Raw genomic sequence first — 25,926 nt, forward strand, 5'->3', positions numbered from 1 at the left:
TGTCATCTTTGCGTCATATAATCCCGACTGTCAGAAAAGGGCTTGCCTCGATTCACTATAGTTAACATAGCAGAAACGACAATCCCAGCGAAAACTCTACTGAACAAAAATTAACGAGGTTCTTAATGGAAACTCAGGTCATTCAACCTGGTTCTACTGCAACAGATTTGTTGATGGGCAAGGGCTCCAGCAAGCGAGCATTTAAGGATAAGCTCACCCAGATAGGGGTGACGATGGGCGGCACCATGGTCTTCGTGGCGCTCTTGCTGATCTTTTTCTACTTACTCTATGTTGTAAAGCCGATTTTCGATGGGGCAGATGTCACGCCAGTGATAAATGTCGAACTGCAAGATGCCAAATCGCCAGCACTTATGGTGGGCAGCGACGAGCAAAACGAGATCCTCTACCGCGTGTCGCAGGATGGCGGGGTCAGCTTCTATAGCGCCCTTAGTGCCAGCCTGGTCAAGCAGGAGCAGATAAATGTACCGCAGGACGCCGAGATCGTCAGCAGCGTCGCCGGTGTACCGAGCGAGCAGCGCTTTGCCTTCGGTCTCTCAAATGGCCAGGTGATCATAGGCGGTGTTAACTTCGCCGTGACCTATCCCAATAACAAGCGCCTGATCACCCCAAGCCTGCGTTATCCGCTGGGCGCATCGCCGCTGCAGGTGTCTGAGTCGGGCACGCCACTTTATCAGCTGGCCTTCGCTTCGGCCTCTGACAAACTCAGCTTCGCCTACCATGATGCCAATGGTCGCTGGTTTCTGACTCGCCACAACGGCGAAGAGAACATGATGACCGAAGAGGTGGAGTGGGAAGCCACTACCAGTCAGATCCAGGAGGCGCCAGCTCAGGTCGATCAACAGTTGATGACCCCAGATCAGCGCCAGCTGTTGCTGCGCTCTGGCAATCGCCTGTACGTCTACGATATCCGCTATGTGGATGAGGTAGCGTTAAGTCAGGTGATCGAGCTTGAACGTGCCAAGACCAAGGTGACAGACGTTGCCCTGCTGGCCGGCGCCAGCTCGCTGCTGGTGAGCTATGACAATGGCCAAATCTTCCAGTATTTCCAGGTGAATGGCGACAAGGGTCGTCAGTATCAGGAGATCCGCGATTTTAAGAACAAGGCGGGCGTGAAGCGCATCGCCGGTGAGTTCTACCGTAAGAGCTTCGCCACAGTGAGCGAGTCTGGCGAGTTAGACCTGCTTTATACCACGAGTCAGCGCAAACTCTTCACCGAGACTTTCGATCTGGCCCACGCCACCCAGATGGGTTTTAGCCCACGTGCCAACGCCCTGGTGGTCGAGGCAGGTAACAAGCTGCATCTGTTTGCGGTGGAAAACAGCCACCCAGAGGTGTCTTGGAGCGCCATGTGGAGCAAGGTATGGTACGAAGGTTACCCTGAGCCGCAATATGTGTGGCAGTCGACCTCAGGCTCGGATGACTTCGAAGCCAAGCTCAGCCTGATGCCGCTGGCCTTCGGCACCATGAAGGCTGCGCTGTACGCCATGCTATTCGCGACGCCTTTGGCGATTGCCGGCGCCGTCTATACCGCCTATTTCATGTCGCCAAAAGTGCGCGCCGTGGTGAAGCCGACCATCGAGATCATGGAAGCCTTGCCGACGGTTATTCTTGGCTTCCTTGCCGGTCTCTGGTTGGCACCGCTTATCGAGGATCACCTGCCGGGGATCATCATGCTGCTGGTGCTCCTGCCTATCAGTATTTTGTTGACGGCGCTGGGCTGGTACAAGTTGCCGGGTCGCTGGAAGCAGCGTCTGCCTGAGACATACCAAGAGCTGATGCTGATACCTGTTATCTGTTTCGTGGGCTGGTTTGCCTTCTATATCAGTCCGAGTATCGAAGTGGCCTTCTTCGGCGGCGATACCCGTCTGTTTATCACCAATGAGCTGGGGATCACCTTCGACCAACGTAACGCGCTGGTAGTGGGTATCGCCATGGGCTTTGCGGTTATCCCAACCATCTTCTCTATCGCCGAAGACGCCGTGTTCTCTGTACCGCGTCACCTGTCTAACGGCAGCCTGGCGCTGGGCGCAACTAACTGGCAGACCCTGACCCGCGTGGTACTACTTACCGCGAGCCCGGGGATCTTCTCTGCCGTCATGATGGGCCTTGGCCGCGCCGTGGGTGAGACCATGATCGTGCTTATGGCTACCGGTAACACCGCCATCATGGAGTGGAGCGTGTTCGAGGGGATGCGTACCCTGGCGGCTAACATCGCCGTGGAGATGCCTGAATCGGCTATCGGCAGCTCGCACTACCGCGTGCTGTTCCTGGCGGCCTTCGTACTGTTTATCTTCACCTTCCTGTTTAACACCATCGCCGAGGTGGTGAGACAGCGTCTGCGTGAACGCTACAGTTCACTCTAAGGGAGGCTGGCATGTTATCGATTTTTAATTTTTCGCCTGTGACGTTAAGAGGCCAATGTAATGGGTAAGTGGTTTAAGTCGGGCTCCCCCTGGATCTGGATGACAGGTGGCGCCGTGAGTATCAGTTTGATCGCCGTGTTGGGCTTGTTGCTGTTGATCGCCTGGCGAGGTTTGAGCTACTTCTGGCCGGCAGATATCTACCAGTGGGAAGTGGTGGATCAGCATGGCAAGCGCTCAACCATTATCGGTGAGATCTACGACAAGGAAGAGGTGCCAACCGAGCGCCTGATCTCTGCCGGGCACAAGTTTAGCGAAGACCCAGGTGAGCTGGTGACTCGCTACCTTATTAAGACGGGTAACCGTGAGTTCGTCGGCCTGGATTTTCGCTGGGTGCTGGAGACAGACATACTGTCACGCACCATGCCAACCGATCTGGCAAAGCTTGAGCGTAGCAAGAACGGTGACTTCTTCGGCTATCCAATCGCCATCATAGAAGATGGTAAGCGCCTGGCGCTGGACGATGTGGAAGCCTCGTTTGAAGAGCATATCGAGCGCGCGGTCGCCCTGAGCGACAAAGCCACCACGCTGCAAAAGCGTGAAATTGGCGCGGTGAACTATGCGCTGGAAAACCTGCGTCTGAAAGAGCGTCGCTATGAGCTGGACAACGCACTGACCGACAGCCGCAAGGCAGAGCTGGCGGCCGAGCGTGACAAGCTGCAAGCTGAGTACAAGGTACTCGAAAAATCCTTCTTCGATCTGCGTGAAGAGGCGGGCCGCGATGCGGTGATCGTCCGTGACATGCGCGGCGAAGAGGTGACCCTTAAACTCGATAGCATCTTAGGTGTTACTTACTCTAACCGCCTTGGCATCATGGGTAAGATTGGCCACTGGTTTAGCGGCGTGGGTAACTTCGTTAGCGCCGATCCCCGCGAGGCCAACACTGAGGGTGGTGTCTTCCCGGCAATCTTCGGTACCGTCTTCATGGTGCTGCTGATGGCGGTGATTGTGACCCCATTTGGCGTGGTCGCGGCTATCTATCTGCATGAATATGCGAAGAAAGGCCCAATTACTAAGATGATCCGCATCGCGGTGATCAACCTGGCGGGGGTACCGTCGATCGTGTACGGCGTATTTGGTCTTGGCTTCTTCGTCTACATGCTGGGTGGCTCAATCGACCAACTCTTCTTCCCAGAAGCATTGCCGGCACCGACCTTTGGTTCGCCCGGGGTGATCTGGTCGGCACTGACCCTGGCAATTCTGACCCTGCCTGTGGTGATCGTTTCGACCGAAGAGGGTCTGAGCCGTATTCCTAGCTCTGTCCGTCAAGGCAGCCTGGCACTGGGCGCGACTAAGGCAGAGACCCTGTGGCGCATCATCATCCCTATGGCGAGCCCGGCAATCATGACAGGTCTTATCCTGGCGGTTGCCCGCGCGGCCGGTGAGGTAGCGCCGCTGATGCTGGTGGGTGTGGTGAAGCTGGCACCGACCCTGCCGATCGATATGAACTTCCCCTTCGTGCATCTGGAGCGTAAGTTCATGCACCTGGGTTTCCATATTTATGATGTGGGCTTCCAGAGCCCCAACGTTGAGGCGGCGCGTCCCTTGGTTTACGCGACCTCCTTCCTGTTAGTGTCTGTGATCGTGAGTCTTAACCTGACCGCCATTGCCGTGCGTAACCACCTGCGTGAGAAGTATCGCTCGCTGGAACACTAACCTAAAACCCGAATTAATCGCGCCTGGGCTAGGCTAGGGCGCGAATAACCTTTATCCTGAAGTGATTAGGAACAGATATGATTTCGATAGATCAGTCGGTAATGAAAACAGAGACTTTAGACTTAAATAATTTAAGCAGCGAGCAGACCGCACTTGAGATCCGTAACTTAGATCTAAAATATGGCGACAAGCAGGCCCTGTTTGACGTGTCGATGAAGATCCCTAAGAAGAAGGTGACCGCCTTCATCGGCCCCAGTGGTTGTGGTAAGTCAACCTTGTTGCGCTGCATCAACCGCATGAACGATCTGGTGGATAACTGTAATATCGACGGTGAGATCCTGCTGCACGGCCAGAACATCTATGACAAGAAGGTGGATGTCGCCTCCTTGCGTCGCAACGTCGGTATGGTGTTCCAGCGTCCAAACCCTTTCCCTAAGTCTATCTATGAGAATGTGGTTTACGGTCTGCGCCTGCAGGGCATCAACAACCGTCGTCAATTGGATGAAGCCGCCGAGCGCTCGCTGCGCGGCGCGGCGATTTGGGATGAGGTGAAAGATCGTCTGCATGACAACGCCTTCGGCCTGTCTGGTGGTCAGCAGCAGCGTCTGGTGATTGCCCGCGCCATCGCCATCGAACCTGAAGTCTTGCTGCTCGATGAGCCGACCTCGGCACTGGATCCTATCTCGACCCTGACCATCGAAGAGCTAATCACTGAGCTGAAGGCTAAGTATACCGTGGTGATCGTGACCCACAACATGCAACAGGCGGCGCGTGTGTCGGATCAAACCGCCTTCATGTACATGGGCGAGCTGGTGGAGTATGCCGACACCAACACCATCTTTACCACGCCGAAGAAGAAAAAGACCGAAGATTACATCACGGGTCGTTACGGTTAATTGGGCCGCTGCCAACTGAATTGCAAGAATTGATAAGGTTGAATGTCAATGGAAAACATGAACTTAAATAAACATATCTCGGGTCAGTTCAATGCCGAGCTCGACGATATCCGTAACCGCGTATTGGCGATGGGTGGCCTAGTTGAGCGTCAACTGGAGCAGGCCCTGGACGCCCTGGGTAACCTGGATGCCGATCTGGCGCAGAAGGTGATTGATGGTGACCACAGCGTCAATGGTATGGAGGTCTCTATCGATGAAGAGTGTACCCGTATCATCGCCAAGCGCCAGCCTGCCGCCAGCGACTTGCGTCTGATCATCGCCATCTCTAAGACGATTGCCGACCTTGAGCGTATCGGCGATGCCTGCGTGAAGATCGCCGCCGCGGCGCTGGATAAGCGTCTCAAGAACCAGCAGCCTCTGTTGGTGAGCATAGAGCATATGGGCCGTCACGCGACTCGCACTCTGCACTCGACCCTGGATGCGCTGGCGCGTATGGACGCCGACGTGGCCATCGAGCTGCACAAGGAAGATAGCAAGCTAGATAGCGAATACGAGGGTATTATCCGTCAGCTGATGACCTATATGATGGAAGATCCTCGCTCTATCCCAGAAGTGCTCGACGTACTCTGGGCGGCGCGCGCCGTAGAGCGCGTGGGCGACAGATGCCAGAACATCTGCGAATACATCATCTACTATGTTAAGGGTAAGGACGTACGTCACACCTCTTATGAAGAGATGAAGCAGATCTAAGCCCTGCACTGAGTCTTAAATCCTCAATGAAGAAAAGCAGCCTAAGGGCTGCTTTTTTGTGTCTGTTTTTGAGGCAATTGTCTGGCATCTAACCTACTTGATTGCTAACTGCTTGATGCGCTTTCTTATTTGCGTTAGTGTCCTTAGCCAGAACGGATATCGAACGAGAGAATGGCGCCGATGAATAGAGCGAAAGGCGTTTAAGCGGTTATGGCATGGACCTGTCCTCAATGCGGCTGGAAAGATAAACCCAGTCAGCACAAATATTATGCGTCGAAAGGCTTGGCCCGGCCTAGCTGTAATGTGTGCAATCCTTCATTTAAGCAGAGACTTCCAGGCCTAAGGCGTGACCTTATTATCGGCTCATTTTCGAATGCTTATATGGGCTATGGCCCCTTGGCCTCCTTACCCTATATTCCCCTGGTGATGCTGTTGCCGGTCACCGTTCTCTTTTGGGTTCACGGGACTGCGGCCATAGTGTTAAGCCTGCTGTTATTCATCGTAGGATGGCTTAGCAATGCTTATATCGCCACTAAGGTTGGGGAACTGATTCGCCATCGCCTGCAGCGAGGTAGGTCGATTTATGGCCTTGTGCTTGGCTATTACGCGCCTTTGTTGCTGGTGCTGGTAGCGGCGCTGATATTGGCACCATTTTTTATTTAACAGGGAGATGTTATGGATATATACGATATTTTTCAAAACTTCAGAATCAACGAGTTAGCAAGGGAAGCTGGGCAGGCGAAGTCTCACGCCAGAGCCAATGAGGTAAGCTTGCAGGGCCTTCAAGATCAGATCGATCACCTCTCCATGGTGTGTCTGGCCATGTCTGAGTTATTGGAGGAGATAGGCTTTAACAAGGAGATGCTGGTCGCCAAGATCCAGGAGATCGATCTGCGCGATGGCAAGCTCGATGGAAAATTTACCCCGGCCATTCATTGCTCCGGTTGTGGTAGAAAACTAGCGCCGCGTCATGTTACCTGTCTCTATTGCGGCGCCAAGGTGAAGAGTAACTCGGTGGTGCAATCACAACATGGTCGCTAATTTTTTTATCTAGAACAAAGGTCTTGGAAAGCTTAGACGATGCGCTAGCAACTTGAGCGTTAGCAACTTAAGCGCTAGCAAACTAGGCGCAATCAAACTAAGCGCTAGCGAGGAGAGCAAGATGAAACGAGTTGGTAACACCGAGATTTTGCCTGTGCACAAGGCGAGCTGTCATTGCGGCGCGGTGGAGTTGGCCTTGAGTTTACCCAATGGCATACAGAAACCCAGGCGCTGTGATTGCTCCATCTGTCGCCGCAAGGGGGCTATCGTAGTCTCGGTGACGCTAGACGGACTAAGAGTTGTTAAGGGGCAAGAGCAGCTTAAGCTGTACCAGTTTAATACCCATACTGCTAAGCATTATTTCTGCGGGATTTGCGGCATCTATACCCATCATCAGCGCCGCTCTAACCCAGAGGAGTATGGTGTTAATTTGGGATGTCTCGAACGCGTGAATCCTTATGATATCGGCGAGGTGGTTACTAGTGACGGGGTGAACCATCCTGCCGATAACTAGCCTGGCTTAGGCTTCGAGCTCAGTGCTTTAGGCTCTGGGCTCAGGGCTGTTTGGCGGTTTGAGCGCTAATATGAGCTAAAAACAGCTTAGTTCCGACTGGGGATGGGATGATACACAAGGAGATCGGTTGTCGTGTTTGAGATGTTCGATAAGGGTATTGGCCGCAAGATAAGCACTGGTGTCGCAGTCTTGTTCGCCCTCGTATTAGCCTATAGCTTAACTAAGGGAGGCTACACGTACATCAAGGATGTAGCGATGACTAAGCCCTTGTTTATTTATACTAATCCCGTCTGGGGGCTCTGGCTTCTCTTGCTGCTTGGCGCGCGCCAACGCGTGAGCATGTTTGTGACAGTGCTGATTTTGTTCTCCTTGCCCCTGTTTGCGGCCGCGGCCTTCTATCTTGGCTATTGGCCGCTAAGTACCTCTTTGATCGGCGGCGAGGTGCCGAGCCTAGGTCAGCTAAGCGATTGGTTTCTGACCTTAGCCTACGGCCCCTACGGGGCGCAGTTTGACTATTTTGCTATCGCCAATCGGCTGTCAAACTTTCCTTTCTACCGCGAATCTATGTTGATGGTGATGTGCTCTATGGCCCTATCCATGGCGACGTTGATTCCCACCGCCCACACAAGTTTGATTGAGTACTTGGCGGCTAGACGCGACTTGGATGAAGAACCCATAAGCCCGTGGTCCATGTTACTGTCTCTGCTTGGGCAGCTAGTGTTGATCGCCCTGTTTTACAATATTGTCTACCCGCTGTTTTCCTTCGCCGGTAACTTGCCCACGGGGCTTAACTATCTGGCGGTCTGGACGCTTTTGCTTACCCCGCTATTTGGGCTTAGCGTTGCGCGCTTTAATCGTCGATTGTCCGGTGAGCAAAAGCTAGGGGTCTGGTTGGTGCGTTACTTTGCCTTGACCTTACTGGCTATCTTGGTGGGGTATATCTGGGAGAACGTCGATGACTTGCTGGCAATTTTTGCCCTCATCAGGCAGGGCGAAAGCATGCAGGTCCTCTCATTATTGTTTTTGTTGAGCCCACTATTTGCCCTTTACATGTTAACTAGCGTAAAAAAGGGGAAGGCGTAATGAAGAATCATCTGACTTTAACACTAGTTGCGCTCACCCTTGCGCTGCTACAAGCCGGTTGTACGCAAGAGTCTTCAACTTTTTCTAATAAAGAGTCCTCAACTTCAGGGAATGAAGAGTCCTCAACGACTCGTATGAAAGAGTCCTCAACAGTTTCTAAGGAAGAGTCTTTAACGGCGAATCAAGACGAATCAAGGCTTGGCAGTGAACAGGCAAGGCCAATAACAGAGGCCTCGAATATCGTTATCCCTGGGCAGAAGTTTGGGATTATCCAAAAGGGGGCGAGTCTGGATGAGATCCGCAGCAAATTGGGTGAGGCCAATATCACCGCAACCGAGATTGGTATGGGGGAAGGCGAGACGATAGCAGGTTTTGTGGCCTTTAAAGGTGAACCTGAGCGCGAGTTTCTCTTTTTCATTAATCAAGATGGCAGTATGACGGCGCAGATTAGCGCGCCCGAGAGTCGGTGGCGACTGCTTGGTGAGATCACCATTGGCACTAGCCTGAGGCAAGTTGAGCTGGTCAATCAGGAGCCTTTTAGTCTGTATGGTTTCGAGTGGGACTATGGCGGTCAGGTGACTAACTGGCAACAGGGTAGGCTGGCTCAGTATGAGCAAAGCCTCACCTTGACACTCACGCCACTTGAGTTTAACGAGGCTGCCATATCGCTCATGGGGGCTCGTGAGTTTAGCTCTAATGATCCTAAGATGATCGCCGCCGACCCGCGTGTCAGCGAGATCTGGATAACGCTATGAGCCGCTTCTGTTTAAGCCCGTTGTTTGAACCGGCTTTGTTTATACCAATGGTTTTGAGTGCATGAGTCTGGAGTCGTTGAGATGAGCCGGATCATTGAGGTGCTCGATTACCAAGACCATTGGCCACGGGTCTTTGAAGCGGAGAAGGCTCTGCTGCAATCCGTGCTGGGCGATGGGGTCATCACTATCGAGCATATTGGCAGTACCTCTGTGCCGGGACTGGTGGCCAAACCCATTATCGATATCTTAGCCGAGGTAGAGCGTCTGGATGTGCTCGATGCCAAAAGTAGCGAGCTTGCCAAGCTGGGTTACCGGGCGCGGGGCGAGCATGGCATTGCCGGTCGGCGTTATTTTCAAAAAGGGGGAGTGCAGCGCAGCCATCACCTGCATGTGTTTCAGTCGGGAAGTATAGAGCTGACTTGTCACCGTGCCTTTCGTGACTATCTGATAGCACATCCAGACAAGGCGGATGAATATGCCGAGTTAAAGCGTATCGCGGCGAAAGCCTGCCACCATGACAGCGAGGCTTATATGGCGGCAAAGGAGGGGTTTATACAAGAGACGCTGGCCTTGGCACTTTGCTGGTATGAGAAGGTCTAATCTTTATTCAAACTATCGAAATGCAACACATCTTAGTATGATTTGCGCCTTAGATTCCCTTTTGCTGCGACTATGGGTATATTGCCAGTAAATCGAGTCGCCCCATGGGGGCAAGAACAGAGACGAGCTTATGTCTACCCATCAAGGTCAAAGTAAATTAGATAAAGTATTGGCAGAGGCCCGCGAATATAAGGCCAAGCGTGAGTCTGGTTATCGCGAAAAGGCGCTTAAACTTTATCCCTGGATCTGCGGACGTTGTACCCGCGAATTTACCCACTCCAATCTCAGGGAACTGACGGTCCATCACAGGGATCATAATCATGACAACAACCCCAGCGACGGTTCCAATTGGGAGCTACTCTGTCTCTATTGCCATGATAACGAACATGCCAAGTATGAAGAGTTGATCCAGTACGGACCGACGAGTGAGACTCAGGTAGAAGCGGCGACCTATAATCCCTTCGCCGAACTTAAGAATATGATGAATAAGAAGTAAGTCTTAGGATTTACTCGATATCGGCGTCTTGCGCTGCGAGACGCTGCTCCGCCTCTAGCCACTTCTGACGGCTGATGATCTGCTGGTTTTCACCGCTTTTTCCTTGCTGTTTACGCCTGTTCACATTGTCCCAAATCTCTGCCTGACGAGCCTCGTCTGCCTGGCCCCAACCGACAATTTCGTCAATATGGCGAAAACAACCCATACAGATATCTTCTTCGTTTAAGCCGCAGCGGGCTACGCAGGGTGATTGCATCTTTACTGTTTATACTCAAGTTGTGATCTTGGCGGCATTCTAAAGTAGCTAAGGTGAGGGTTCAACCCGGGGGCATGCTGGTGCGCCTTGGCTAATGGTGCTAGCATCTGGTTATTAGTCATTTAAATTCAAATGGTTGTGAATTTTAACGGGGTATTGTTATGGGGCTGAAATACAGATCTGTCCTCTTGGTGATCGGCATGTTGAGTTTGTCTGCCTGTTCGTTACTGGAAATTAAACTCGAGAGCGGCATAGAGCCGCTGCCGCAGGCACAACTTAACATGCGTGTCTTTAGCCGCGACTTTAGCCACACCTTCTATGCCAAGGTGGAGCAGGGGGCGGATCAGATTGCACTAAACCAAGGCGATGATCTGGCGATCAAATCCAACGTCTTAATGTGGAAGATTAACAGCGAACAGGCGCTGCAGCGGGCGATCTTTCAGGCATCACCCGTCGCGGCCATGGTGGATACCTGGACGCTGACGGCGCAGATGAGCGCGTTTTTCGAGAGCGGCGCCGGTCAGACGCTGTTTGGCGAGCAGCAAAGAATCGCCATCGAGGTCAGCAAGGTGTTGCAGGCAGATTTTGAGCGCTCCATAAAAGGCTTCGTAAAGCCAAACGAGTTCGAGCAATATCAGGCCTTTATCTTAGATTATGTGGTGAAGAACCCTATTACCGATCTCAGTTTCGCCCGTCACTCGGCCTTTAACGACTGGCTGGCCTATCGCAATATCAGCGAGTTTGAGGCGGTTACTACCTTTGGCACTGTCCCCGAGGTGATGAGTGACGTGTCAGACCGCATAGCGATGATCGCCGAGCAGACGCCTAAGATCCTGGGTTGGAAGGCGGAGCTGTATGCCCTGCATGCCAACATCAATCCTGAGACTGTGCAGCAGACACTGCAGAGCATCAGCGATACCTCGGCCAAGTTTCAGCAGTTAATGGCCCAGAGCCCTGAGATGATGCAGACTCTGGCGGTGGATCTGCGCCGCGAGCTGACCCCGCTGCTGGCGCAGCTTAGCGAGTCCACCGACGACAAGCTGGCTAAGCTCTCCGTCGAGCGCGAGGCGCTGGAACAGATGGTGAAGCAGGAGCGCCTGGCCCTGGAAGAGATGGTGAACCGGCAGCGAGTAGCGGCCGCGGCGGAACTCGATACCATCAGCCAGCATGCGGTCGAGCGCGCCTTTAGCGAGCTGACCAAGACCCTAAAGAGCCTGATCCTCTATCTGGTGCTCTTCTTCGTGGTCTGCTTCTTCGCCCCGTTGGGGCTAGGGGTCTGGCTGGGTAAACGCATGGCGCTTAAAAAGTTGCAGGCTTAAGATGCATGTCGCTATAGCGGTAGCCTAAGTCGTAACCTAAGTCGTAACTTAAGTCGCAGCCTAAGTTGGTTGACAATTAACGCCCGGCGGTCGATCATCGCCGGCGTTTGTTTTTAGCCTTATATTTTGTTGAAGAGTGCCGCAGAAAGTGTCGAGGAGCCAGATGTCCTATGCCAAGCAGTTTACTTCCTTAGATGACCTGCTAAGTAGCAGCCGCGCGCTGTGGCAGGTTAAGGCCTTCGAGGCGGAGGCCTTGCCCTGGCAGGATGAGTTTCCAAGACTCGCCGAGCTACTCTGGCAGCTTGATGACGAAGAACTCGATAGTCTGGATAGCGACAGCATAGTGCTGCACGCGCGCCTCGCGCCCGCACTCGAGGCGGATCTCGCCGCTAGGGGCATAATCTGGCCCTTGTCTTTACTTAAAACCCTCGTCGCAGGGCTCGCGCCCTCTGATCTAGCACCTGCAAATTTAGCAGAGCATAGCGCCGATGAGGCCTGTGCGGGGCTGTCCGAGAGTGAACTTGGGCATTTTAGCGCCCACATCAAGGGGCGTAAGTGGCAGCAGATCCTCGCTTTTGCCGAGAGAGTTACCCCAGGAGATGATGAGATCTTGGAATGGTGCGCCGGTAAGGGGCATCTGGGGCGTCTACTGGCCAAGGGGCAATCACGCACTGTTGTGAGCCTCGAGTGGCAGCAGGGGTTGTGTGAGGCAGGTTCGCAGTTTGCTCATCAGTGGCAATTGCCCCAGCGTTTTGTCTGCGGCGATGCCCTGTCAGAATCTGCCCAACAGCTGCTTAAACGGGACCAGCAGGCGGTCGCCCTGCATGCCTGCGGCGAGCTGCATCTCAGTTTGCTGCGCGGCGCGGCCAAGGCGAGAACCCGCGCCTTAGCGGTGGCGCCCTGTTGTTATCATCTGATCAGTGACAGTCACTACCAGCCGCTGTCGAGCCTCGCCCATAAGAGCCCGCTGTTGCTGAGTAAACACGACCTGCAGCTGTCCCTGCAACGCTCTGTCATCGCCAATGCTAAGGCGAGGGCGCTGCGTCTTAAAGAGGTGGCCTGGCGCCTGGGGTTCGATAGCCTGCAACGGGATGTGACCGGCAACTGCCACTACCTGCCGATACCGGCGGTGAAGCAGAGCCAACTGAGCGGTAGCTTCAGGGAGTTTTGTGCCTGGGCAGCAGAGCAGAAACAGGTCAAACTGCCCAAGCAGTGGGACGATCAAGGCTATTTGGCAAAAGGGTTCGAGCGCCAACGCCTGACCCGGCGCATCGATCTGGCTGCGCACCTGTTTCGTGAGGCCTTAGAGCTCTGGCTGCTGCTCGACAGAGTCTGTTTCCTGCAGGAGCAGGGCTATGAGGTGAGCCTAGGCGCCTTTTGCGATCTCGAGGTGACGCCTAGAAACGGCTTGATCCTGGCTCGCCTGCCAAGCCATTTATTGCCAGAATAGAGTTTGCCAGATTAGCGACTGTCAGACTCACACCCGCAAGATTGGTGCTTGTCTGATGAGTACTGCCAGAGTCGCTTTTTTAGCCACTTAACGAACCAAGAATCGGCTGACGAGCTTTTCAGGCACTTAGCTCTGAGTTATGAAACCAGCGGGCGCTGTCATAAATTTGCCGATCGATGTCGAAAAAAGCCGCCCTATGGCGGTTTTTTATTGAATCATTCGCCGTTTCTTGCTCAAATGGCGGGTTAACACTGAAAGATAAAAATTGGCCGAATAAGTGCCGATATAATGAGCGAAACAGAACGGTTTCATGAAATATTCTCGCGTTTTTATAAATAGTCTGGCCTATGAGCTGGCACCTGAAGTGGTTTCGACTTCAGAGTTAGAGTCTCGATTAGCTCCCTTGTATCAAAAATTCAGGATCCCTATGGGGCAGCTCGCCGCATTGACCGGGATCCACGAGCGTCGCTGGTGGCCAAAAGGGCATAGATTGTCCGATGGCGCCCTAGCGGCCGCCCACAAGTCTATCGAGGAGACGGGGATAGATGTGGCCGATCTCGGCGCCGTGATCTATACCGGGGTCTGTCGCGATCAGCACGAGCCGGCGACCGCCTGTCGTATCGCCGCTGAGCTTGGGGTGTCTAAGGATACCGCCATCTATGACATCAGCAACGCCTGCTTGGGTGTGCTGTCCGGCATTCTGGATATCGCTAACCGCATCGAGCTGGGTCAGATCAAGGCTGGCCTGGTGGTTTCCTGCGAGTCGGCGCGTCATATCGTGGATATCACCATAGATAACATGCTGGCCGAGCCCACCATGCAGAATTATGCCCAGTCGCTGGCGACCCTGACCGGTGGCTCTGGCGCCGTGGCCGTGCTGCTTACCGATGGCAGCCTGCCGCTTAAGAGTGAGCGTCAGCATCAGCTGCTTGGGGCGAGTCACCTTTCGGCGCCCGAGCATCATAATCTCTGTCAATGGGGACTACAGGAAGCGGGCACTCAGCTATACCGCGAGTTTATGCGCACCGACGGCGTGGCCCTGCTTAAAGAAGGGGTAGAGCTGGCTCGCCATACCTGGGCGCACTTCCTCGAGCAGCGTAACTGGCTGGTGGAGCAGGTCGATAAGGTGATCTGTCATCAGGTGGGGGCCTCGAACCGTAAGCAGGTGCTGAGCGCGCTCAATATCCCTCAGGAGAAAGAGTTCCCTACCTATCAGCTACTCGGCAACATGGGCACAGTCTCGCTGCCTGTGACGGCAGCTATGGCTCACGACCAAGGTTTCCTGCGCAAGGGCGATCAGGTCAGTTTCCTCGGCATAGGCAGCGGCCTCAACTGCATGATGCTCGGACTCAAGTGGTAGAGCGTCCTTCATCTTCTTACTGACAGCACAGCATAGGGGCGACGCCGAGGGGCGGCGCCCACTTAACGCATAATCATAACAGGTACCCCCATGCTCGATTCGTTATTTCCTTTTAAACGCAATTACTTAGATCGTAATGGTCACAAGTTGCAATATGTGAATGAAGGCCAGGGTGAGCCCGTGGTCATGGTGCATGGCAACCCGAGCTGGTCTTTCTATTATCGAAATCTGGTGACGGCGTTGAGCCCGAATCATCAGTGCATAGTGCCGGATCATATCGGCTGCGGTCTGTCGGATAAACCAGACGATGCCGGTTACGACTATACCCTGAAGAATCGTATCGACGATCTGGAAGCCTTGCTGGATCACCTCGAGGTGAAAGAGAAGATCACCCTGATCGTTCACGACTGGGGCGGAATGATAGGCATGGGCTATGCGGCCCGTCATCCCGAGCGGATCAAGAAAATCGTGGTGCTCAACACTGGCGCCTTTCATCTGCCAGAAGCTAAGCCATTTCCTTGGGCGCTGTGGATCTGTCGTAACACCCTACTGGGCACAGTATTAGTGCGCGGCTTTAATGCCTTCTCCTCTATCGCCTCCTATGTAGGGGTGAAGCGAGCGCCTATGCCAAAGGCGATACGCGAGGCCTATGTGGCGCCCTTTAACTCTTGGGCGAATCGTATCTCGACCCTGCGCTTCGTGCAGGATATTCCGCTCAAGCCTAGCGATCGCAACTACGAACTGGTGAGCGAGATCAGTGAAAAACTGAGCCAGTTTAGCCAATTGCCTATGATGATCTGCTGGGGACTCAAAGACTTTGTATTCGACAAACACTTCCTCGATGAGTGGAAGCGTCGATTCCCCGAGGCCGAGGTGCATGAGTTTGCCGACTGTGGTCACTATATCCTGGAAGATGCCAGCGATGAGGTGGTAGCCCAGGTGCAGCAATTTATGGCACGTTAACTCACGTATTAACGTAAAAAGGTCACGCATTAACGTTATAAAGGGATAAGGCGGATGTCAGAGACGATTCAAGTCGGCGCCAATTTGTGTCGTCATCTCAACCGGGCGGCCAAAGAGGCCCCTAATGAGCTGGCGGTGGCGGTACAAAAGGCCAGTGGCGTCTTTAGCAAACAGCTTGAGTACCAAGAGCTGAATTTTGCAAAGCTCGATGCCATGAGCGACATCCTGGCCCACGGCCTGTATGCCTATGGCATCAAACGCGGCGCCAAGGCGGTGCTGATGGTGACGCCGAGCCTGGAGTTTTTTGCCTTAACCTTCGCCCTGTTCAAGGCTGGGATAGTCCCTATCTTGGTGGATCCAGGCATGGGGGTGAAAAACCTCAAGCAGTGTTTTCAAGAGGCCGAGCCCGATGCCTTTATCGGGATCCCCAAGGCCCACCTGGCCAGACGCCTGTTTGGTTGGGGCAAGTCAAGCCTGACTCACCTGGTGACCGTCGGCGGCAGCAAGCTGTGGGGCGGTGCGAGCCTGGAGCAGCTTAAGCAACTGGGGCAAGGCAAGGGGCCTTTCTCAATGGCTCAGCTCGATTGTGACGAGATGTGCGCCATCTTGTTTACCAGTGGCAGCACGGGCACCCCGAAGGGCGTGGTCTATTCCCATCGCATGTTCGAGGCGCAGATCAGCACCCTCAAGCACGACTATCAGATAGCGCCCGGTGAGCGGGATCTCGCCACCTTCCCGCTGTTTTCCCTGTTTGGTCCGGCGCTGGGCATGGCCTCGATCGTGCCAGAGATGGATGCCAGCAAGCCGATCACCGCCAATCCAGATTATATCTTTGCGGCCATCGAGCGTTATGCCTGCACTAACATGTTCGTCAATCCGGCGCTTATCGAGCGCTTGGGGCAGGCGGGCACTTCACGGGATCAAAAAGTAAAACTTGGCAGCCTAAAACGGGTGATCTCGGCGGGCGCCCCGGCGACCATAGCGTCGATCAAGCGTTTCAGTGAGATGCTAACGAGTGATGCGCCCGTGCTTAACTCCTACGGGGCCACAGAGTCGCTGCCGCTGAGCATGATAACCAGTCACGAGCTGTTTGATACTACCGAAGTTACAGACAATGGCGGCGGCATCTGTGTCGGCAAGCCGATAGACGGCGTCAGCATGCATATCATCGACATAGATGAGGCCGAGATCCCAACTTGGTCGGCGGATCTCTGCCTGCCAATGGAGCAGATAGGCGAGATAGTGGTACAGGGCCCCATGGTGAGTGCCAGCTATTATCGGCGCGATAAGGCTACAGCCCAGGCGAAGATCTTCGATGACCAGGGGCTGCATTATCACCGCATGGGGGATCTGGGTTATCTCGATAATCAGGGACGCCTGTGGATGTGCGGTCGTAAAGCCCACAGGGTGGATTGCCGGGTCGATGGTCAGCCGCGGCGTTATTTCTCTATCCCCTGCGAGCGTATTTACAACACTCACAGCGACATCAAGCGTTCCGCCTTGGTGGGCATAAAGGTAAAAGGGGAGATGCAGCCCTTAATTTGTCTCGAGCTGGAGCAGGGGCTGAGCTGTAGCAACGCCGCCGCCCTCTATACCGAGCTTAGGCTGCTGGGCGAGGCCCATAGCCAGACTCAGGGGATCACCCGCTTTCTGATCCATCCGGGCTTTCCCGTCGATATTCGCCATAACGCTAAGATCTTCAGAGAGAAGTTGGCGGTCTGGGCGCAGTCCACCTATAAGGAGTGATCGCCCGTGAGCATCACCAAGCATTCTAATCACACAGACAACGTCAATCTGCTCCCTGAAGAGCTTGAAACGCTGACTCAGCTGGCGGGCCTTAGCCGCCATGCCTTGGTAACCGGCGCCGGCGGCTTTCTGGGCAAAGCGATCTGTCAGCGACTCATAGCGGCGGGCATCGCCGTGACAGGCTTTGCCAGGGGGCATTATCCCGAGCTCGAGGCCATGGGCGTTAACATGGTGAGCGGCGATATCTGCGATCTCGAGTCTGTAACCAATGCCATGGTGGGCTGCGACCTGGTGTTCCATGTGGCCTCTAAGGCCGGGGTGTGGGGTAGCAAGGAGAGCTATTTTTCCCCTAACGTGCTGGGCTGTGACAACCTGCTTAAGGCCGCTGTCGCCCATGGTATAGACAGTTTCGTCTATACCAGTACCCCGAGCGTGACCTTTGCAGGTGAAGATGAATCTGGCATAGATGAGCGCGCGCCCTATGCCAGTCGTTTCCTTAACTATTATGGCGAGTCCAAGGCGATCGCCGAGCAGAGAGTGACGGCCGCAAACGGCACCTCATTGTCGAGTGTTACTTCTCCCTCTAACCGCAAGCTAAATACCGTATCCCTTAGGCCCCATCTCATCTGGGGGCCGGAAGATCCTCATCTGGTGCCTAGGGTGATCGCCCGCGCCCGAGCCGGTAAGCTCAAGTTGGTGGGTAAGGTCGATAAGCTGGTGGATACCATCTATGTCGGCAACGCGGCCGATGCCCATATTCTGGCGGCCCTGACCCTCAAGCAAAACCCGCAGCAGTGCGCCGGAAAGTGTTACTTTTTGAGTAACGATGAGCCGATCACCATGAAGGCCATGCTCAACAAGATCTTGGCCTGTGCCGAGCTGCCCAAGGTCGAGAAGCGGGTACCCGCCAGCGTCGCCTATCTGGCCGGCACCCTGTTAGAAGGGGTCTACGGCCTGCTGGGTAAGCGCGATGAGCCCATCATGACGCGCTTCGTGGCCAGACAGCTCTCTACCAGTCACTATTTCGACATCTCTGCGGCCAAGCGCGACCTTAACTATCGCCCCTTGGTTTCGATCGATGAGGGAATGGTACAGTTAAGCGACTGGCTGAAGCGGGAAAAAGTATAAGATTAAGATAGGTGAGATGCTGGCAGCCTGATCAGGATGCCGCTTCCTGCATGGCGGCAATCATCACCTTGGCAATCTCATCGTAATAGCATGACCAGGCCTGCTCGATAGCCGGGCTGGATGCATCTCGCAGACAATCCTGAATCGACAGCAACAAGGCGGCGCGCACCACCTCAAATTGGCTGACATTGACGCCGTAATCCAGATGCTTTCGTCCCAGCTCCTCTAGCTTAGGCTTGACCTCGTTAAATTGATGCACCTTGGCGACGGCCGTGGTGATGAGCTCGTTGAAATGATACTCGAATACCGGCCGCTCGCTCTGGAACATGGGACGGATCAAGGGCGCCATGGCGAACAGGCAATCGTAGAAGTGCGAAGCGAAGTTACTGTTTTGCCGATTGATCTCGGCAAAGGATTTTTGAATAAGCTGTTTTTGCTCGTCGGTGAGAGGCATAGCTTTCCCGGTTTTCTGAGTTGAGCCTGTCGAGTGCGATTCGCTGGAGCGCCAATCAGCGCGCTGAGACTTAAGCGAATCAGTGCGCCTTGGCTAACTATAGCTCAGCGGGAGTTCAGGGGCGCAATCTTGCGCCCGCAAAAAAGAATAGGAGCTGGATTATCCGTGGCTGATAAAGCCCGCCTCATCGTCGCTCGATGCTTTAGCATTAGCCCCCGCAATGGCGGCGACCTCGAGCATCGCCTGGGTGAGGCGGCTAAGCTGCTGCGCGCTAATGGTGTAAGGCGGCATAATATAGATATAGCTCGAGAAGGGGCGCACCCAGACGCCGCGATCCACAAACGCCTGTTGCAATGCTGCGGTATTGACGCTGCGGGTCATCTCAATCACGCCAACGGCGCCCAAACAGCGCACCGCTTTTACTCCCTCGATTGAACTGGCCGTCGCTAACTCCTGTTTCATCTGCTGCTCGATGGCGGATACTTGCTCGGGCCACTGGTGTTGATTGATCAGATCCAGGCTGGCACTGGCGGCGGCGCAGGCCAGCGGGTTACCCATGAAGGTGGGGCCATGCATAAAGACGCCAGAGGGGGAGTCGCTGATCCCTAAGGCCACCTCGTCACTGCACAGGGTGGCAGCCAGAGAGATGTAACCGCCGGTGAGCGCCTTACCCAGACAGAGAATATCCGCCTCAATACCTGCATGCTGGTAGGCAAACAGCTTGCCGGTGCGGCCAAAGCCTGTGGCTATCTCATCTAAGATCAACAACACCTTGTAGCGATCGCACAGGGCACGCAGCCCTTTCAGATAGTCGGCGCTGTAGAAATGCATGGCGCCAGCGCCCTGCATGATAGGCTCTATGATAACCGCCGCTATGGTCTGGTGATGGGCGTTCAGCAGTGCCTCCATCGCCTCGAGATCGTCTGCTATCAGGGTTTCGCCGAAGGGGGTCTTGGGGGCGGGGGCAAACAGCTGCTGAGTCACCGCCTCGCCAAACATGGTGTGCATGCCGCCTTCTGGGTCACACACGCTCATCGCCGCAAACGTGTCGCCATGGTAGCCATGCTTTACCGTCAGTATTCGCTGCTTGCTTGGCGCGCCGCGTCCTTGCCAATATTGCAGTGCCATCTTCATCGCCACCTCGACGGCAATCGAGCCAGAATCGGCCAAAAACACCTTGGTAAGATTCTCGCTGGTCATGGCAAGCAGCTTCTTGCTCACCGCGATGGCGCTAGGGTGGGTGATGCCGCCAAACATCACATGGCTGAGGGTCGAGAGCTGTTTCTGCATCGCCTCCAGGATATAGGGGTGGCCGTATCCGTGCACACAGGCCCACCAGGAGCTGGTGCCATCGATCATGCGTCTGCCATCTTCCAGGATCAACTCGCACCCCTCGGCCGACACCACTCCATAGGCAGGAAGGGCCTGGGTCATGGAGGTGTAGGGGTGCCAGATATGTTGTCGGTCGAATTGATGGTCGATCTGGGTCGTCGCAGACATAAAAAATCCTGATTAATTTTTAACCGCTAGTAAACCGGTTTAACTGGTTGGCGTTGACAGATTAAGGCCTAAGGGTATGCTAAGCAAGATAAATGTCGCCGGAAATCAAGCATTCCGGCTCAAAATAGCAATTTGAAGGTTGGTAATCAATGTCCGAAATAGCCTTACGTCACGATTGGCAACGTGATGAAATTGAAGCACTTTTTGCGCTCCCTATGAATGACCTGCTGTTTAAGGCCCATAGCATTCATCGCCAGCATTTCGACCCTAACGAGGTGCAGATCTCACGCCTTCTGTCGATCAAGACCGGCGCCTGCCCAGAGGATTGCAAGTACTGTCCTCAGAGTGCCCGCTACGATACCGGCCTTGAGAAAGAGCGACTGATCGAGATTGAGAAGGTGCTGACCGAGGCCCGTGCCGCCAAGGCCGCAGGGGCGTCACGCTTCTGCATGGGCGCCGCCTGGCGTAATCCCCATGAGCGCGACATGCCGTATTTGAAGGATATGGTCAGCGAAGTGAAAGCCATGGGCATGGAAACCTGCATGACCCTGGGAATGCTCAGCGAATCCCAGGCGAAAGATCTGGCCGACGCCGGACTCGATTACTACAACCACAACCTGGATACCTCGCCAGAATACTATGGCGATATCATCACCACACGTACCTATCAGGACAGGCTCAACACCCTGGATAACGTGCGCGCCGCCGGCATGAAGGTGTGCTCGGGCGGTATCGTCGGCATGGGTGAGCAGGCGAGCGACCGCGCCGGGCTGTTGCAGCAGTTGGCCAACATGGCCAAGCATCCCGAGTCTGTGCCCATCAACATGTTGGTGAAGGTTGCCGGTACCCCATTTGAAAACTTAGACGATCTGGATCCGCTAGAGTTTGTGCGCACCATCGCCGTGGCGCGTATCGTGATGCCACTGTCACGGGTCCGTTTGTCGGCTGGACGCGAGAAGATGACGGATGAGCTACAGGCCATGTGTTTCTTTGCCGGCGCCAACTCTATCTTTTACGGCTGCAAGTTGTTGACCACGAGTAATCCGGAAGAGAATGAAGATATGACGCTGTTTAAGCGCCTTGGGCTTCATCCCGAGCAAGGCAAGGCGGGCACGGTCGAAGAGGATAAAGCGGTATTTGCCAAGGCGCAGGCCGTTAAAGATAAGGCCTCACAGCCTTTCTATGATGCGGCGGCGCTCTAACTCGTCCTGCGAGTAAGTTGATATGAGCCGGCTTCAGCAGAAAATCGATGACAAGATGCAGCGCGCGGAACAAAGCGGGCTGCTCAGGCGTCGTCAGCAGCTCACGCAGACGGTTGGCGGTGCTAACCGTTTAGTGCATCAGGGAAGCATCAAGCATAACTTCGCCAGCAATGATTACCTGGGCTTGAGTCAATCGCCTGAGCTTATCGAGGCGCTTGGTGAGGGTGCGAGATTATACGGCGTCGGCAGCGGCGCCTCGCCCCTGGTCACAGGTTATAGCGATGCCCATGCGGCGCTCGAGCAGGCGCTGTGCGAGGCAACAGGCCATCAGGCGGCCTTGCTCTTTAGCAGCGGCTTTAGCGCTAACTCTGCCTTGATGAAAACGCTGCTGGACAAGGAGAGTGTGGTGGTGGCCGATAAGCTGATCCACGCTTCCCTGATCGACGGTCTGCTGGAAAGCGGCGCCCAGTTAAAACGCTTCGCCCATAACGATTTTGGTGCGGCCAAGCGACTGGTGGAAAAGCATCAGCCGCTGGCGGTGGTGACCGAGAGCGTCTTCAGCATGGATGGCGATCTTGCGCCCATAGATGAGCTCTACGAGCTTGCACAGGCAAATGATGCCTGGTTGATCGTCGATGATGCCCACGGTTTTGGCGTCCTGCCAATGGGCGGGCACAGAAAGGTAGATGCCAGCTGCTGTGATATTCAAATCGTCACCTTCGGTAAGGCCCTTGGCTGCCAAGGCGCGGCGATTTTAGGCTCAAATACCTGTATCGATTTTCTGGTGGCCCATGCCAGGGACTATATCTATTCCACTGCCTTGTCGCCAGCCAGTGCCCATGTGGCCCTCAAGGCGGTGAATTTGATTAAAAACGGTGAGCGCAGAGACAGATTGGCTCAGGTGATTGAGACATTTAAGCTGGCCGCGAAGGCGAGGGGGCTTAGGCTGCTTGGCAGTCAGAACCCGATACAGCCGCTGCTGGTGGGGGATATCGATAAGCTTGCCAAGGTCAACCGTGAACTAAAGGCCGCGGGTTTCTGGGTGGGAGCGATTAGGCCACCGACCGTGCCTCAGGGAAGCGCCAGGCTCAGGATAACCTTAAATGTGAATCATACCCAGGCAGATATCGAGGCCCTGGCCGATCAGCTGCAGAAAGCCTTGCAAGATTAAGCGGTACAGGCTTAGAAAGTGATTTATTTTTCCAGAGGAAGTCTGATTCTGTGTGTAGTGAATTAGCCAAAGATGTGCCCACTAATATGTCGATCAAGATGCCAAGCCTAATGCCCAGTTCAGAGCCAAGACAAATGCCAACACAAGCGCCTAAAGTGCAAGGTAAAGACTGTATGAAAGAGGCGATTGGTGCAGACAAGATAGCGCGGCAGTTCTCCCAGGCGGCCAAGCACTATCAGGAGCATGACAAGGTGCAGCGTCTCAGCGCGCAGAGGCTGAGGGCCAAGATGACGCCCGTCGGACACCTGTTAGATATCGGTTGTGGTCCAGGTACAGATTTTTCCGCAGCGCCAGATCTTAATGAGGTGCTGGGGCTGGATATCGCCCCCGGTATGCTATCGCAAATGCTCGAAAGTTTTCCTGGCTACAAGGCGCTGTGCGGCGATGCCCAGGCGTTGCCCCTATCAGATGCCAGCATAGACACCCTCTACTCAAACCTCGCGCTGCAGTGGTGCAGGGATATCAAGACGGCCATAGGTGAGCTTGCCAGGGTGCTTAAGCCCGGCGGTCAATGCCATCTCGCCATCGTCGTCGATGGCAGTCTTTCTGAACTCGACGCGCTCGGGCTCAGGGTCAACGCATTCGAGCAAGCCCAGACGCTGCTTGATGGGTTCAGTGATTCCCATTGGCAAATTGAGCACCAATCGGTGGAGCCGCTGCGGGTGCATTTCGACAATCTTAAGACGCTGCTCTATTCCATCAAGGGGGTTGGCGCCTCTGCCGCCATGGGCAGCGATGTCTCTCAAGGCTCAGATGTCTCTCAAGGCTCAGATGTCACTCAGGACTCAGATGGCAACCAAGGCTCAGATGGCACCGTAGGCTTAAATGGAACAAAGGGTTCAGTGAGTAAGCCGCTACCTAGGCTTCGTGGGCGTCAGGATTGGTTGGCCCTCTGTGAGCGCACCGAGGCAATGCGTCAGCCAGAGGGACTTCCCTTGACCTATCAAATCTTATTTATTCATGCGAGCCGCAGAGGCTAGTTAAGGAAAGGGTTCATGCGTTATTTCATCGCCGGCACAGATACCGACAGTGGCAAGACCTTGGTGGCTTCCTCACTCCTCTATCTGGCGAGCAAACAAGGCAGCACCTTAGGGGTCAAGCCCATCGCCTCGGGTTGTGAGCCGACGTCTGAAGGGCTGAGAAACAGCGACGCCCTGGCATTGATGGCTCAGTCCAATGTGAAACTTGCCTATGAAAGAGTGAACCCCTTTGCTTTTAAGCCTGCCATCGCGCCGCATATCGCCGCCAAGCAGGTAGGCGTGACTCTTAATGCCGATCTGGTCACGGCTCACCTTAAGACGCTGCCATTCGATCAGGTGGATTTTGCCTTGGTTGAGGGGGCGGGTGGCTGGCGGCTGCCGCTTAACCATGCGCTTCGCGTTCAAGGTAAGCTTAATCCACAGGCCTTTCTTTCCACTGTGGCAATCGATTTGCAGCTGCCGGTGATCTTGGTGGTCGGGGTTAAGCTGGGCTGCCTCAACCACGCACTGCTGACTCAAGAGGCGATTCAGGCCGATGGGGTAAAGATAGCTGGCTGGGTGGCAAACTGCGTCGATCCCGATATGCAGGTGACAGATGAAAACCTCTCGGCACTTACTGCCTTGATGGACGCCCCATGTCTCGGGGTCATCCCACATCTTACTGAATGTTCTAGCCAAAACGCGGCGCAATACTTAGATCTTACCAAGCTGGCACTAGGTCAAGGTTAGCCAACTCTCGCATCAATAGCGCCTGTTGAATGAGAGCCTTTGATTAACAAAACGCCACTCTCTGATTGCTGGAGTAATTATTAATAAAGATTAACGGCTTATCCCGCCAAAGCCGATAAATTTAAGATTGGCTTAATATAGGGCTTCTAGACTCCACGCCAAGGTCTACACTTTTTGGCGTGGCTGCGCACTCAATCGTATCCACCAAAAAAATTTTTACGTTCAACCCTTGAACTCTGACTTATCGGACATATTATGTCGTTAAGAGAGGCTGATGACACATAGGGTGTCTCATACAGGGCTTATAGGAGCTTACATGAAGCGTATTTTCTTATTGATCGCGACAAACATGGCAATCTTGCTGGTCGCTTCAATTGTGATGTCTATTTTAGGGGTTAACACCTCGACCATGGGCGGACTATTGGTCTTTGCCGCCATCTTCGGTTTCGGCGGCGCCTTTATCAGCTTAGCGATCTCTAAGTGGATGGCGAAGAAGACCATGGGCTGTGAAGTGATCACCACACCGCGCGACAACATGGAGCGCTGGTTGGTCGATACCGTTGCACGTCAGGCTGAGCAGGCAGGTATCAAGATGCCTGAGGTGGCCATTTACCAGTCACCCGAGCTGAACGCCTTTGCCACAGGCCCCAGCAAGGACAACTCGCTGGTCGCCGTCAGTAGCGGACTGCTTTACGGCATGACGCAAGATGAGATCGAAGGCGTATTGGCCCACGAGGTGAGCCATGTGGCCAATGGTGACATGGTGACCCTGACCCTTATTCAAGGGGTGGTTAACACCTTCGTGATCTTTGCGGCCCGCGTGGTGGCTAGCATTATCAATAACTTCGTTGCCAGCAACGACGAAGAGGGCGAAGGCCTAGGCATGTTTGCCTACATGGCAGTGGTCTTCGTGTTGGATATGCTGTTTGGTATCCTGGCGTCTATGATAGTGGCTTACTTCTCACGTGTTCGTGAGTTCAAGGCTGATGCCGGCGGTGCTCAGTTGGCAGGTAAGCATAAGATGATTGCGGCGCTCGACAGATTGCGTCAAGGCCCCGAAACCGGTGCCATGCCAGCACAGATGGCTGCCTTCGGTATCAATGGTAAGAAGTCGATGGCCGAACTGATGATGAGCCATCCGCCACTGGAAAAGCGTATTGAAGCACTGCGTGCACAATAATCGATTGTCGATTGATAAAACGGGAGCCTAGGCTCCCGTTTTATGTATCTTTTCTTTGCAATTACGATTTTTGTTTTTCTGAGTGGCAATGATAAATGCTCATTTGCATAGCAGTAGTGTGATGCAGATCATGTTTATCTGTGAGTATGAGGCTTGCGGCATAGATATTTGATTAAGTGCACATTTTTAAGCAGTT

The 25,926-nt window shown here is 54.2% G+C and carries 25 protein-coding genes; 22 read left to right on the forward strand and 3 right to left on the reverse strand.

All coding sequences use genetic code 11. The annotated features are described in order from the left end of the window. Window positions 1–125: 125 nt before the first annotated feature. The 11 genes from K0I31_RS08775 (at window position 126) to K0I31_RS08825 (ending at window position 10,232) form a co-directional block, all read left to right on the forward strand. Complete coding sequence (locus K0I31_RS08775) at window positions 126–2,384, forward strand: ABC transporter permease subunit (RefSeq protein WP_220080567.1); 2,259 nt, start codon at window positions 126–128, stop codon at window positions 2,382–2,384. A gap of 60 nt (window positions 2,385–2,444) precedes the next feature. Then, entirely contained in the window at window positions 2,445–4,097 is a 1,653-nt protein-coding gene (pstA, locus tag K0I31_RS08780) for a phosphate ABC transporter permease PstA (protein WP_220044982.1), read from the forward strand. Between the two features lie 77 nt (window positions 4,098–4,174). Next, window positions 4,175–4,993 (forward strand): phosphate ABC transporter ATP-binding protein PstB, encoded by an 819-nt coding sequence (pstB, locus tag K0I31_RS08785; protein WP_011865499.1) that lies wholly within the window; start codon window positions 4,175–4,177, stop codon window positions 4,991–4,993. Window positions 4,994–5,041: 48 nt separating this feature from the next. Next, the gene (gene phoU, locus K0I31_RS08790) at window positions 5,042–5,743 is read left to right on the forward strand and encodes a phosphate signaling complex protein PhoU (protein WP_011865500.1); all 702 of its coding nucleotides are present in this window, start codon (window positions 5,042–5,044) and stop codon (window positions 5,741–5,743) included. Window positions 5,744–5,953: 210 nt separating this feature from the next. Then, entirely contained in the window at window positions 5,954–6,406 is a 453-nt protein-coding gene (locus K0I31_RS08795) for a hypothetical protein (RefSeq protein ID WP_220080568.1), read from the forward strand. A gap of 12 nt (window positions 6,407–6,418) precedes the next feature. Beyond that, complete coding sequence (locus K0I31_RS08800) at window positions 6,419–6,784, forward strand: hypothetical protein (protein WP_220080569.1); 366 nt, start codon at window positions 6,419–6,421, stop codon at window positions 6,782–6,784. 121 nt (window positions 6,785–6,905) lie between these two features. Beyond that, on the forward strand, window positions 6,906–7,298 hold the full coding sequence (locus K0I31_RS08805) for a GFA family protein (protein WP_220080570.1): 393 nt from the start codon (window positions 6,906–6,908) through the stop codon (window positions 7,296–7,298). A gap of 132 nt (window positions 7,299–7,430) precedes the next feature. Then, window positions 7,431–8,381 (forward strand): hypothetical protein, encoded by a 951-nt coding sequence (locus tag K0I31_RS08810; protein ID WP_220080571.1) that lies wholly within the window; start codon window positions 7,431–7,433, stop codon window positions 8,379–8,381. A 134-nt stretch (window positions 8,382–8,515) separates the two neighbouring features. Continuing rightward, entirely contained in the window at window positions 8,516–9,136 is a 621-nt protein-coding gene (locus K0I31_RS08815; protein WP_220080572.1) for a hypothetical protein, read from the forward strand. 81 nt (window positions 9,137–9,217) lie between these two features. After that, the gene (locus K0I31_RS08820) at window positions 9,218–9,736 is read left to right on the forward strand and encodes a GrpB family protein (RefSeq protein WP_220080573.1); all 519 of its coding nucleotides are present in this window, start codon (window positions 9,218–9,220) and stop codon (window positions 9,734–9,736) included. Window positions 9,737–9,866: 130 nt separating this feature from the next. Beyond that, on the forward strand, window positions 9,867–10,232 hold the full coding sequence (locus K0I31_RS08825; protein WP_258406614.1) for a YajD family HNH nuclease: 366 nt from the start codon (window positions 9,867–9,869) through the stop codon (window positions 10,230–10,232). Between the two features lie 10 nt (window positions 10,233–10,242). Here K0I31_RS08825 and K0I31_RS08830 read toward each other — a convergent pair whose 3' ends face one another. Beyond that, complete coding sequence (locus tag K0I31_RS08830) at window positions 10,243–10,488, reverse strand: DUF1289 domain-containing protein (protein WP_220080574.1); 246 nt, start codon at window positions 10,486–10,488, stop codon at window positions 10,243–10,245. Between the two features lie 161 nt (window positions 10,489–10,649). Between K0I31_RS08830 and K0I31_RS08835 the strand changes: the two genes are divergently transcribed. The 6 genes from K0I31_RS08835 (at window position 10,650) to oleD (ending at window position 18,454) form a co-directional block, all read left to right on the forward strand. Continuing rightward, the gene (locus K0I31_RS08835; RefSeq protein ID WP_220080575.1) at window positions 10,650–11,807 is read left to right on the forward strand and encodes a chemotaxis protein; all 1,158 of its coding nucleotides are present in this window, start codon (window positions 10,650–10,652) and stop codon (window positions 11,805–11,807) included. A 163-nt stretch (window positions 11,808–11,970) separates the two neighbouring features. Beyond that, window positions 11,971–13,257: a methyltransferase gene (locus K0I31_RS08840; RefSeq protein ID WP_220080576.1), complete on the forward strand. Its 1,287-nt coding sequence runs from the start codon at window positions 11,971–11,973 to the stop codon at window positions 13,255–13,257. Between the two features lie 310 nt (window positions 13,258–13,567). Next, window positions 13,568–14,617 carry a 3-oxoacyl-ACP synthase III gene (locus tag K0I31_RS08845; protein ID WP_011865512.1) on the forward strand — a complete coding sequence of 350 codons (1,050 nt, stop codon included), beginning with the start codon at window positions 13,568–13,570 and terminating at the stop codon, window positions 14,615–14,617. A gap of 90 nt (window positions 14,618–14,707) precedes the next feature. Then, window positions 14,708–15,580: an alpha/beta fold hydrolase gene (locus K0I31_RS08850; RefSeq protein ID WP_220080577.1), complete on the forward strand. Its 873-nt coding sequence runs from the start codon at window positions 14,708–14,710 to the stop codon at window positions 15,578–15,580. 54 nt (window positions 15,581–15,634) lie between these two features. Continuing rightward, the gene (gene oleC / locus K0I31_RS08855; RefSeq protein ID WP_220080578.1) at window positions 15,635–17,326 is read left to right on the forward strand and encodes an olefin beta-lactone synthetase; all 1,692 of its coding nucleotides are present in this window, start codon (window positions 15,635–15,637) and stop codon (window positions 17,324–17,326) included. A 6-nt stretch (window positions 17,327–17,332) separates the two neighbouring features. Beyond that, the gene (oleD, locus tag K0I31_RS08860) at window positions 17,333–18,454 is read left to right on the forward strand and encodes a 2-alkyl-3-oxoalkanoate reductase (RefSeq protein ID WP_220080579.1); all 1,122 of its coding nucleotides are present in this window, start codon (window positions 17,333–17,335) and stop codon (window positions 18,452–18,454) included. A gap of 31 nt (window positions 18,455–18,485) precedes the next feature. Here oleD and K0I31_RS08865 read toward each other — a convergent pair whose 3' ends face one another. Together K0I31_RS08865 and bioA are read right to left on the reverse strand one after the other, a co-directional pair. Continuing rightward, on the reverse strand, window positions 18,486–18,908 hold the full coding sequence (locus K0I31_RS08865; RefSeq protein WP_220080580.1) for a globin domain-containing protein: 423 nt from the start codon (window positions 18,906–18,908) through the stop codon (window positions 18,486–18,488). Between the two features lie 159 nt (window positions 18,909–19,067). After that, window positions 19,068–20,408 carry an adenosylmethionine--8-amino-7-oxononanoate transaminase gene (gene bioA / locus K0I31_RS08870; RefSeq protein ID WP_220080581.1) on the reverse strand — a complete coding sequence of 447 codons (1,341 nt, stop codon included), beginning with the start codon at window positions 20,406–20,408 and terminating at the stop codon, window positions 19,068–19,070. A gap of 149 nt (window positions 20,409–20,557) precedes the next feature. Here bioA and bioB point away from each other — a divergent pair, with 149 nt between their 5' ends. From bioB to htpX, 5 genes are all read left to right on the forward strand, one after another. Then, window positions 20,558–21,610 (forward strand): biotin synthase BioB, encoded by a 1,053-nt coding sequence (gene bioB / locus K0I31_RS08875; RefSeq protein WP_220058374.1) that lies wholly within the window; start codon window positions 20,558–20,560, stop codon window positions 21,608–21,610. Between the two features lie 22 nt (window positions 21,611–21,632). Further along, window positions 21,633–22,781 carry an 8-amino-7-oxononanoate synthase gene (locus K0I31_RS08880; protein ID WP_220080582.1) on the forward strand — a complete coding sequence of 383 codons (1,149 nt, stop codon included), beginning with the start codon at window positions 21,633–21,635 and terminating at the stop codon, window positions 22,779–22,781. Between the two features lie 173 nt (window positions 22,782–22,954). Further along, on the forward strand, window positions 22,955–23,821 hold the full coding sequence (locus K0I31_RS08885) for a methyltransferase domain-containing protein (protein ID WP_220080583.1): 867 nt from the start codon (window positions 22,955–22,957) through the stop codon (window positions 23,819–23,821). Window positions 23,822–23,836: 15 nt separating this feature from the next. Beyond that, complete coding sequence (bioD, locus tag K0I31_RS08890) at window positions 23,837–24,550, forward strand: dethiobiotin synthase (RefSeq protein WP_220080584.1); 714 nt, start codon at window positions 23,837–23,839, stop codon at window positions 24,548–24,550. Between the two features lie 316 nt (window positions 24,551–24,866). Beyond that, window positions 24,867–25,730: a protease HtpX gene (gene htpX, locus K0I31_RS08895; RefSeq protein WP_220044998.1), complete on the forward strand. Its 864-nt coding sequence runs from the start codon at window positions 24,867–24,869 to the stop codon at window positions 25,728–25,730. The last annotated feature ends 196 nt before the right edge of the window (window positions 25,731–25,926 follow it).

Origin of the sequence: Shewanella spartinae (genome assembly GCF_019457555.1) — a bacterium.
Lineage (GTDB): Bacteria > Pseudomonadota > Gammaproteobacteria > Enterobacterales > Shewanellaceae > Shewanella > Shewanella loihica.

Coding starts and splice junctions, on each gene's coding strand:
- K0I31_RS08775 (WP_220080567.1), top strand. CDS start 126: ATGGAAACTCAGGTCATTCAACCTGGTTCTACTGCAACAGATTTGTTG.
- pstA (WP_220044982.1), top strand. CDS start 2,445: ATGGGTAAGTGGTTTAAGTCGGGCTCCCCCTGGATCTGGATGACAGGT.
- pstB (WP_011865499.1), top strand. CDS start 4,175: ATGATTTCGATAGATCAGTCGGTAATGAAAACAGAGACTTTAGACTTA.
- phoU (WP_011865500.1), top strand. CDS start 5,042: ATGGAAAACATGAACTTAAATAAACATATCTCGGGTCAGTTCAATGCC.
- K0I31_RS08795 (WP_220080568.1), top strand. CDS start 5,954: ATGGCATGGACCTGTCCTCAATGCGGCTGGAAAGATAAACCCAGTCAG.
- K0I31_RS08800 (WP_220080569.1), top strand. CDS start 6,419: ATGGATATATACGATATTTTTCAAAACTTCAGAATCAACGAGTTAGCA.
- K0I31_RS08805 (WP_220080570.1), top strand. CDS start 6,906: ATGAAACGAGTTGGTAACACCGAGATTTTGCCTGTGCACAAGGCGAGC.
- K0I31_RS08815 (WP_220080572.1), top strand. CDS start 8,516: ATGAAAGAGTCCTCAACAGTTTCTAAGGAAGAGTCTTTAACGGCGAAT.
- K0I31_RS08820 (WP_220080573.1), top strand. CDS start 9,218: ATGAGCCGGATCATTGAGGTGCTCGATTACCAAGACCATTGGCCACGG.
- K0I31_RS08825 (WP_258406614.1), top strand. CDS start 9,867: ATGTCTACCCATCAAGGTCAAAGTAAATTAGATAAAGTATTGGCAGAG.
- K0I31_RS08830 (WP_220080574.1), bottom strand. CDS start 10,488: ATGCAATCACCCTGCGTAGCCCGCTGCGGCTTAAACGAAGAAGATATC.
- K0I31_RS08835 (WP_220080575.1), top strand. CDS start 10,650: ATGGGGCTGAAATACAGATCTGTCCTCTTGGTGATCGGCATGTTGAGT.
- K0I31_RS08840 (WP_220080576.1), top strand. CDS start 11,971: ATGTCCTATGCCAAGCAGTTTACTTCCTTAGATGACCTGCTAAGTAGC.
- K0I31_RS08845 (WP_011865512.1), top strand. CDS start 13,568: ATGAAATATTCTCGCGTTTTTATAAATAGTCTGGCCTATGAGCTGGCA.
- K0I31_RS08850 (WP_220080577.1), top strand. CDS start 14,708: ATGCTCGATTCGTTATTTCCTTTTAAACGCAATTACTTAGATCGTAAT.
- oleC (WP_220080578.1), top strand. CDS start 15,635: ATGTCAGAGACGATTCAAGTCGGCGCCAATTTGTGTCGTCATCTCAAC.
- K0I31_RS08865 (WP_220080580.1), bottom strand. CDS start 18,908: ATGCCTCTCACCGACGAGCAAAAACAGCTTATTCAAAAATCCTTTGCC.
- bioA (WP_220080581.1), bottom strand. CDS start 20,408: ATGTCTGCGACGACCCAGATCGACCATCAATTCGACCGACAACATATC.
- bioB (WP_220058374.1), top strand. CDS start 20,558: ATGTCCGAAATAGCCTTACGTCACGATTGGCAACGTGATGAAATTGAA.
- K0I31_RS08880 (WP_220080582.1), top strand. CDS start 21,633: ATGAGCCGGCTTCAGCAGAAAATCGATGACAAGATGCAGCGCGCGGAA.
- K0I31_RS08885 (WP_220080583.1), top strand. CDS start 22,955: ATGAAAGAGGCGATTGGTGCAGACAAGATAGCGCGGCAGTTCTCCCAG.
- bioD (WP_220080584.1), top strand. CDS start 23,837: ATGCGTTATTTCATCGCCGGCACAGATACCGACAGTGGCAAGACCTTG.
- htpX (WP_220044998.1), top strand. CDS start 24,867: ATGAAGCGTATTTTCTTATTGATCGCGACAAACATGGCAATCTTGCTG.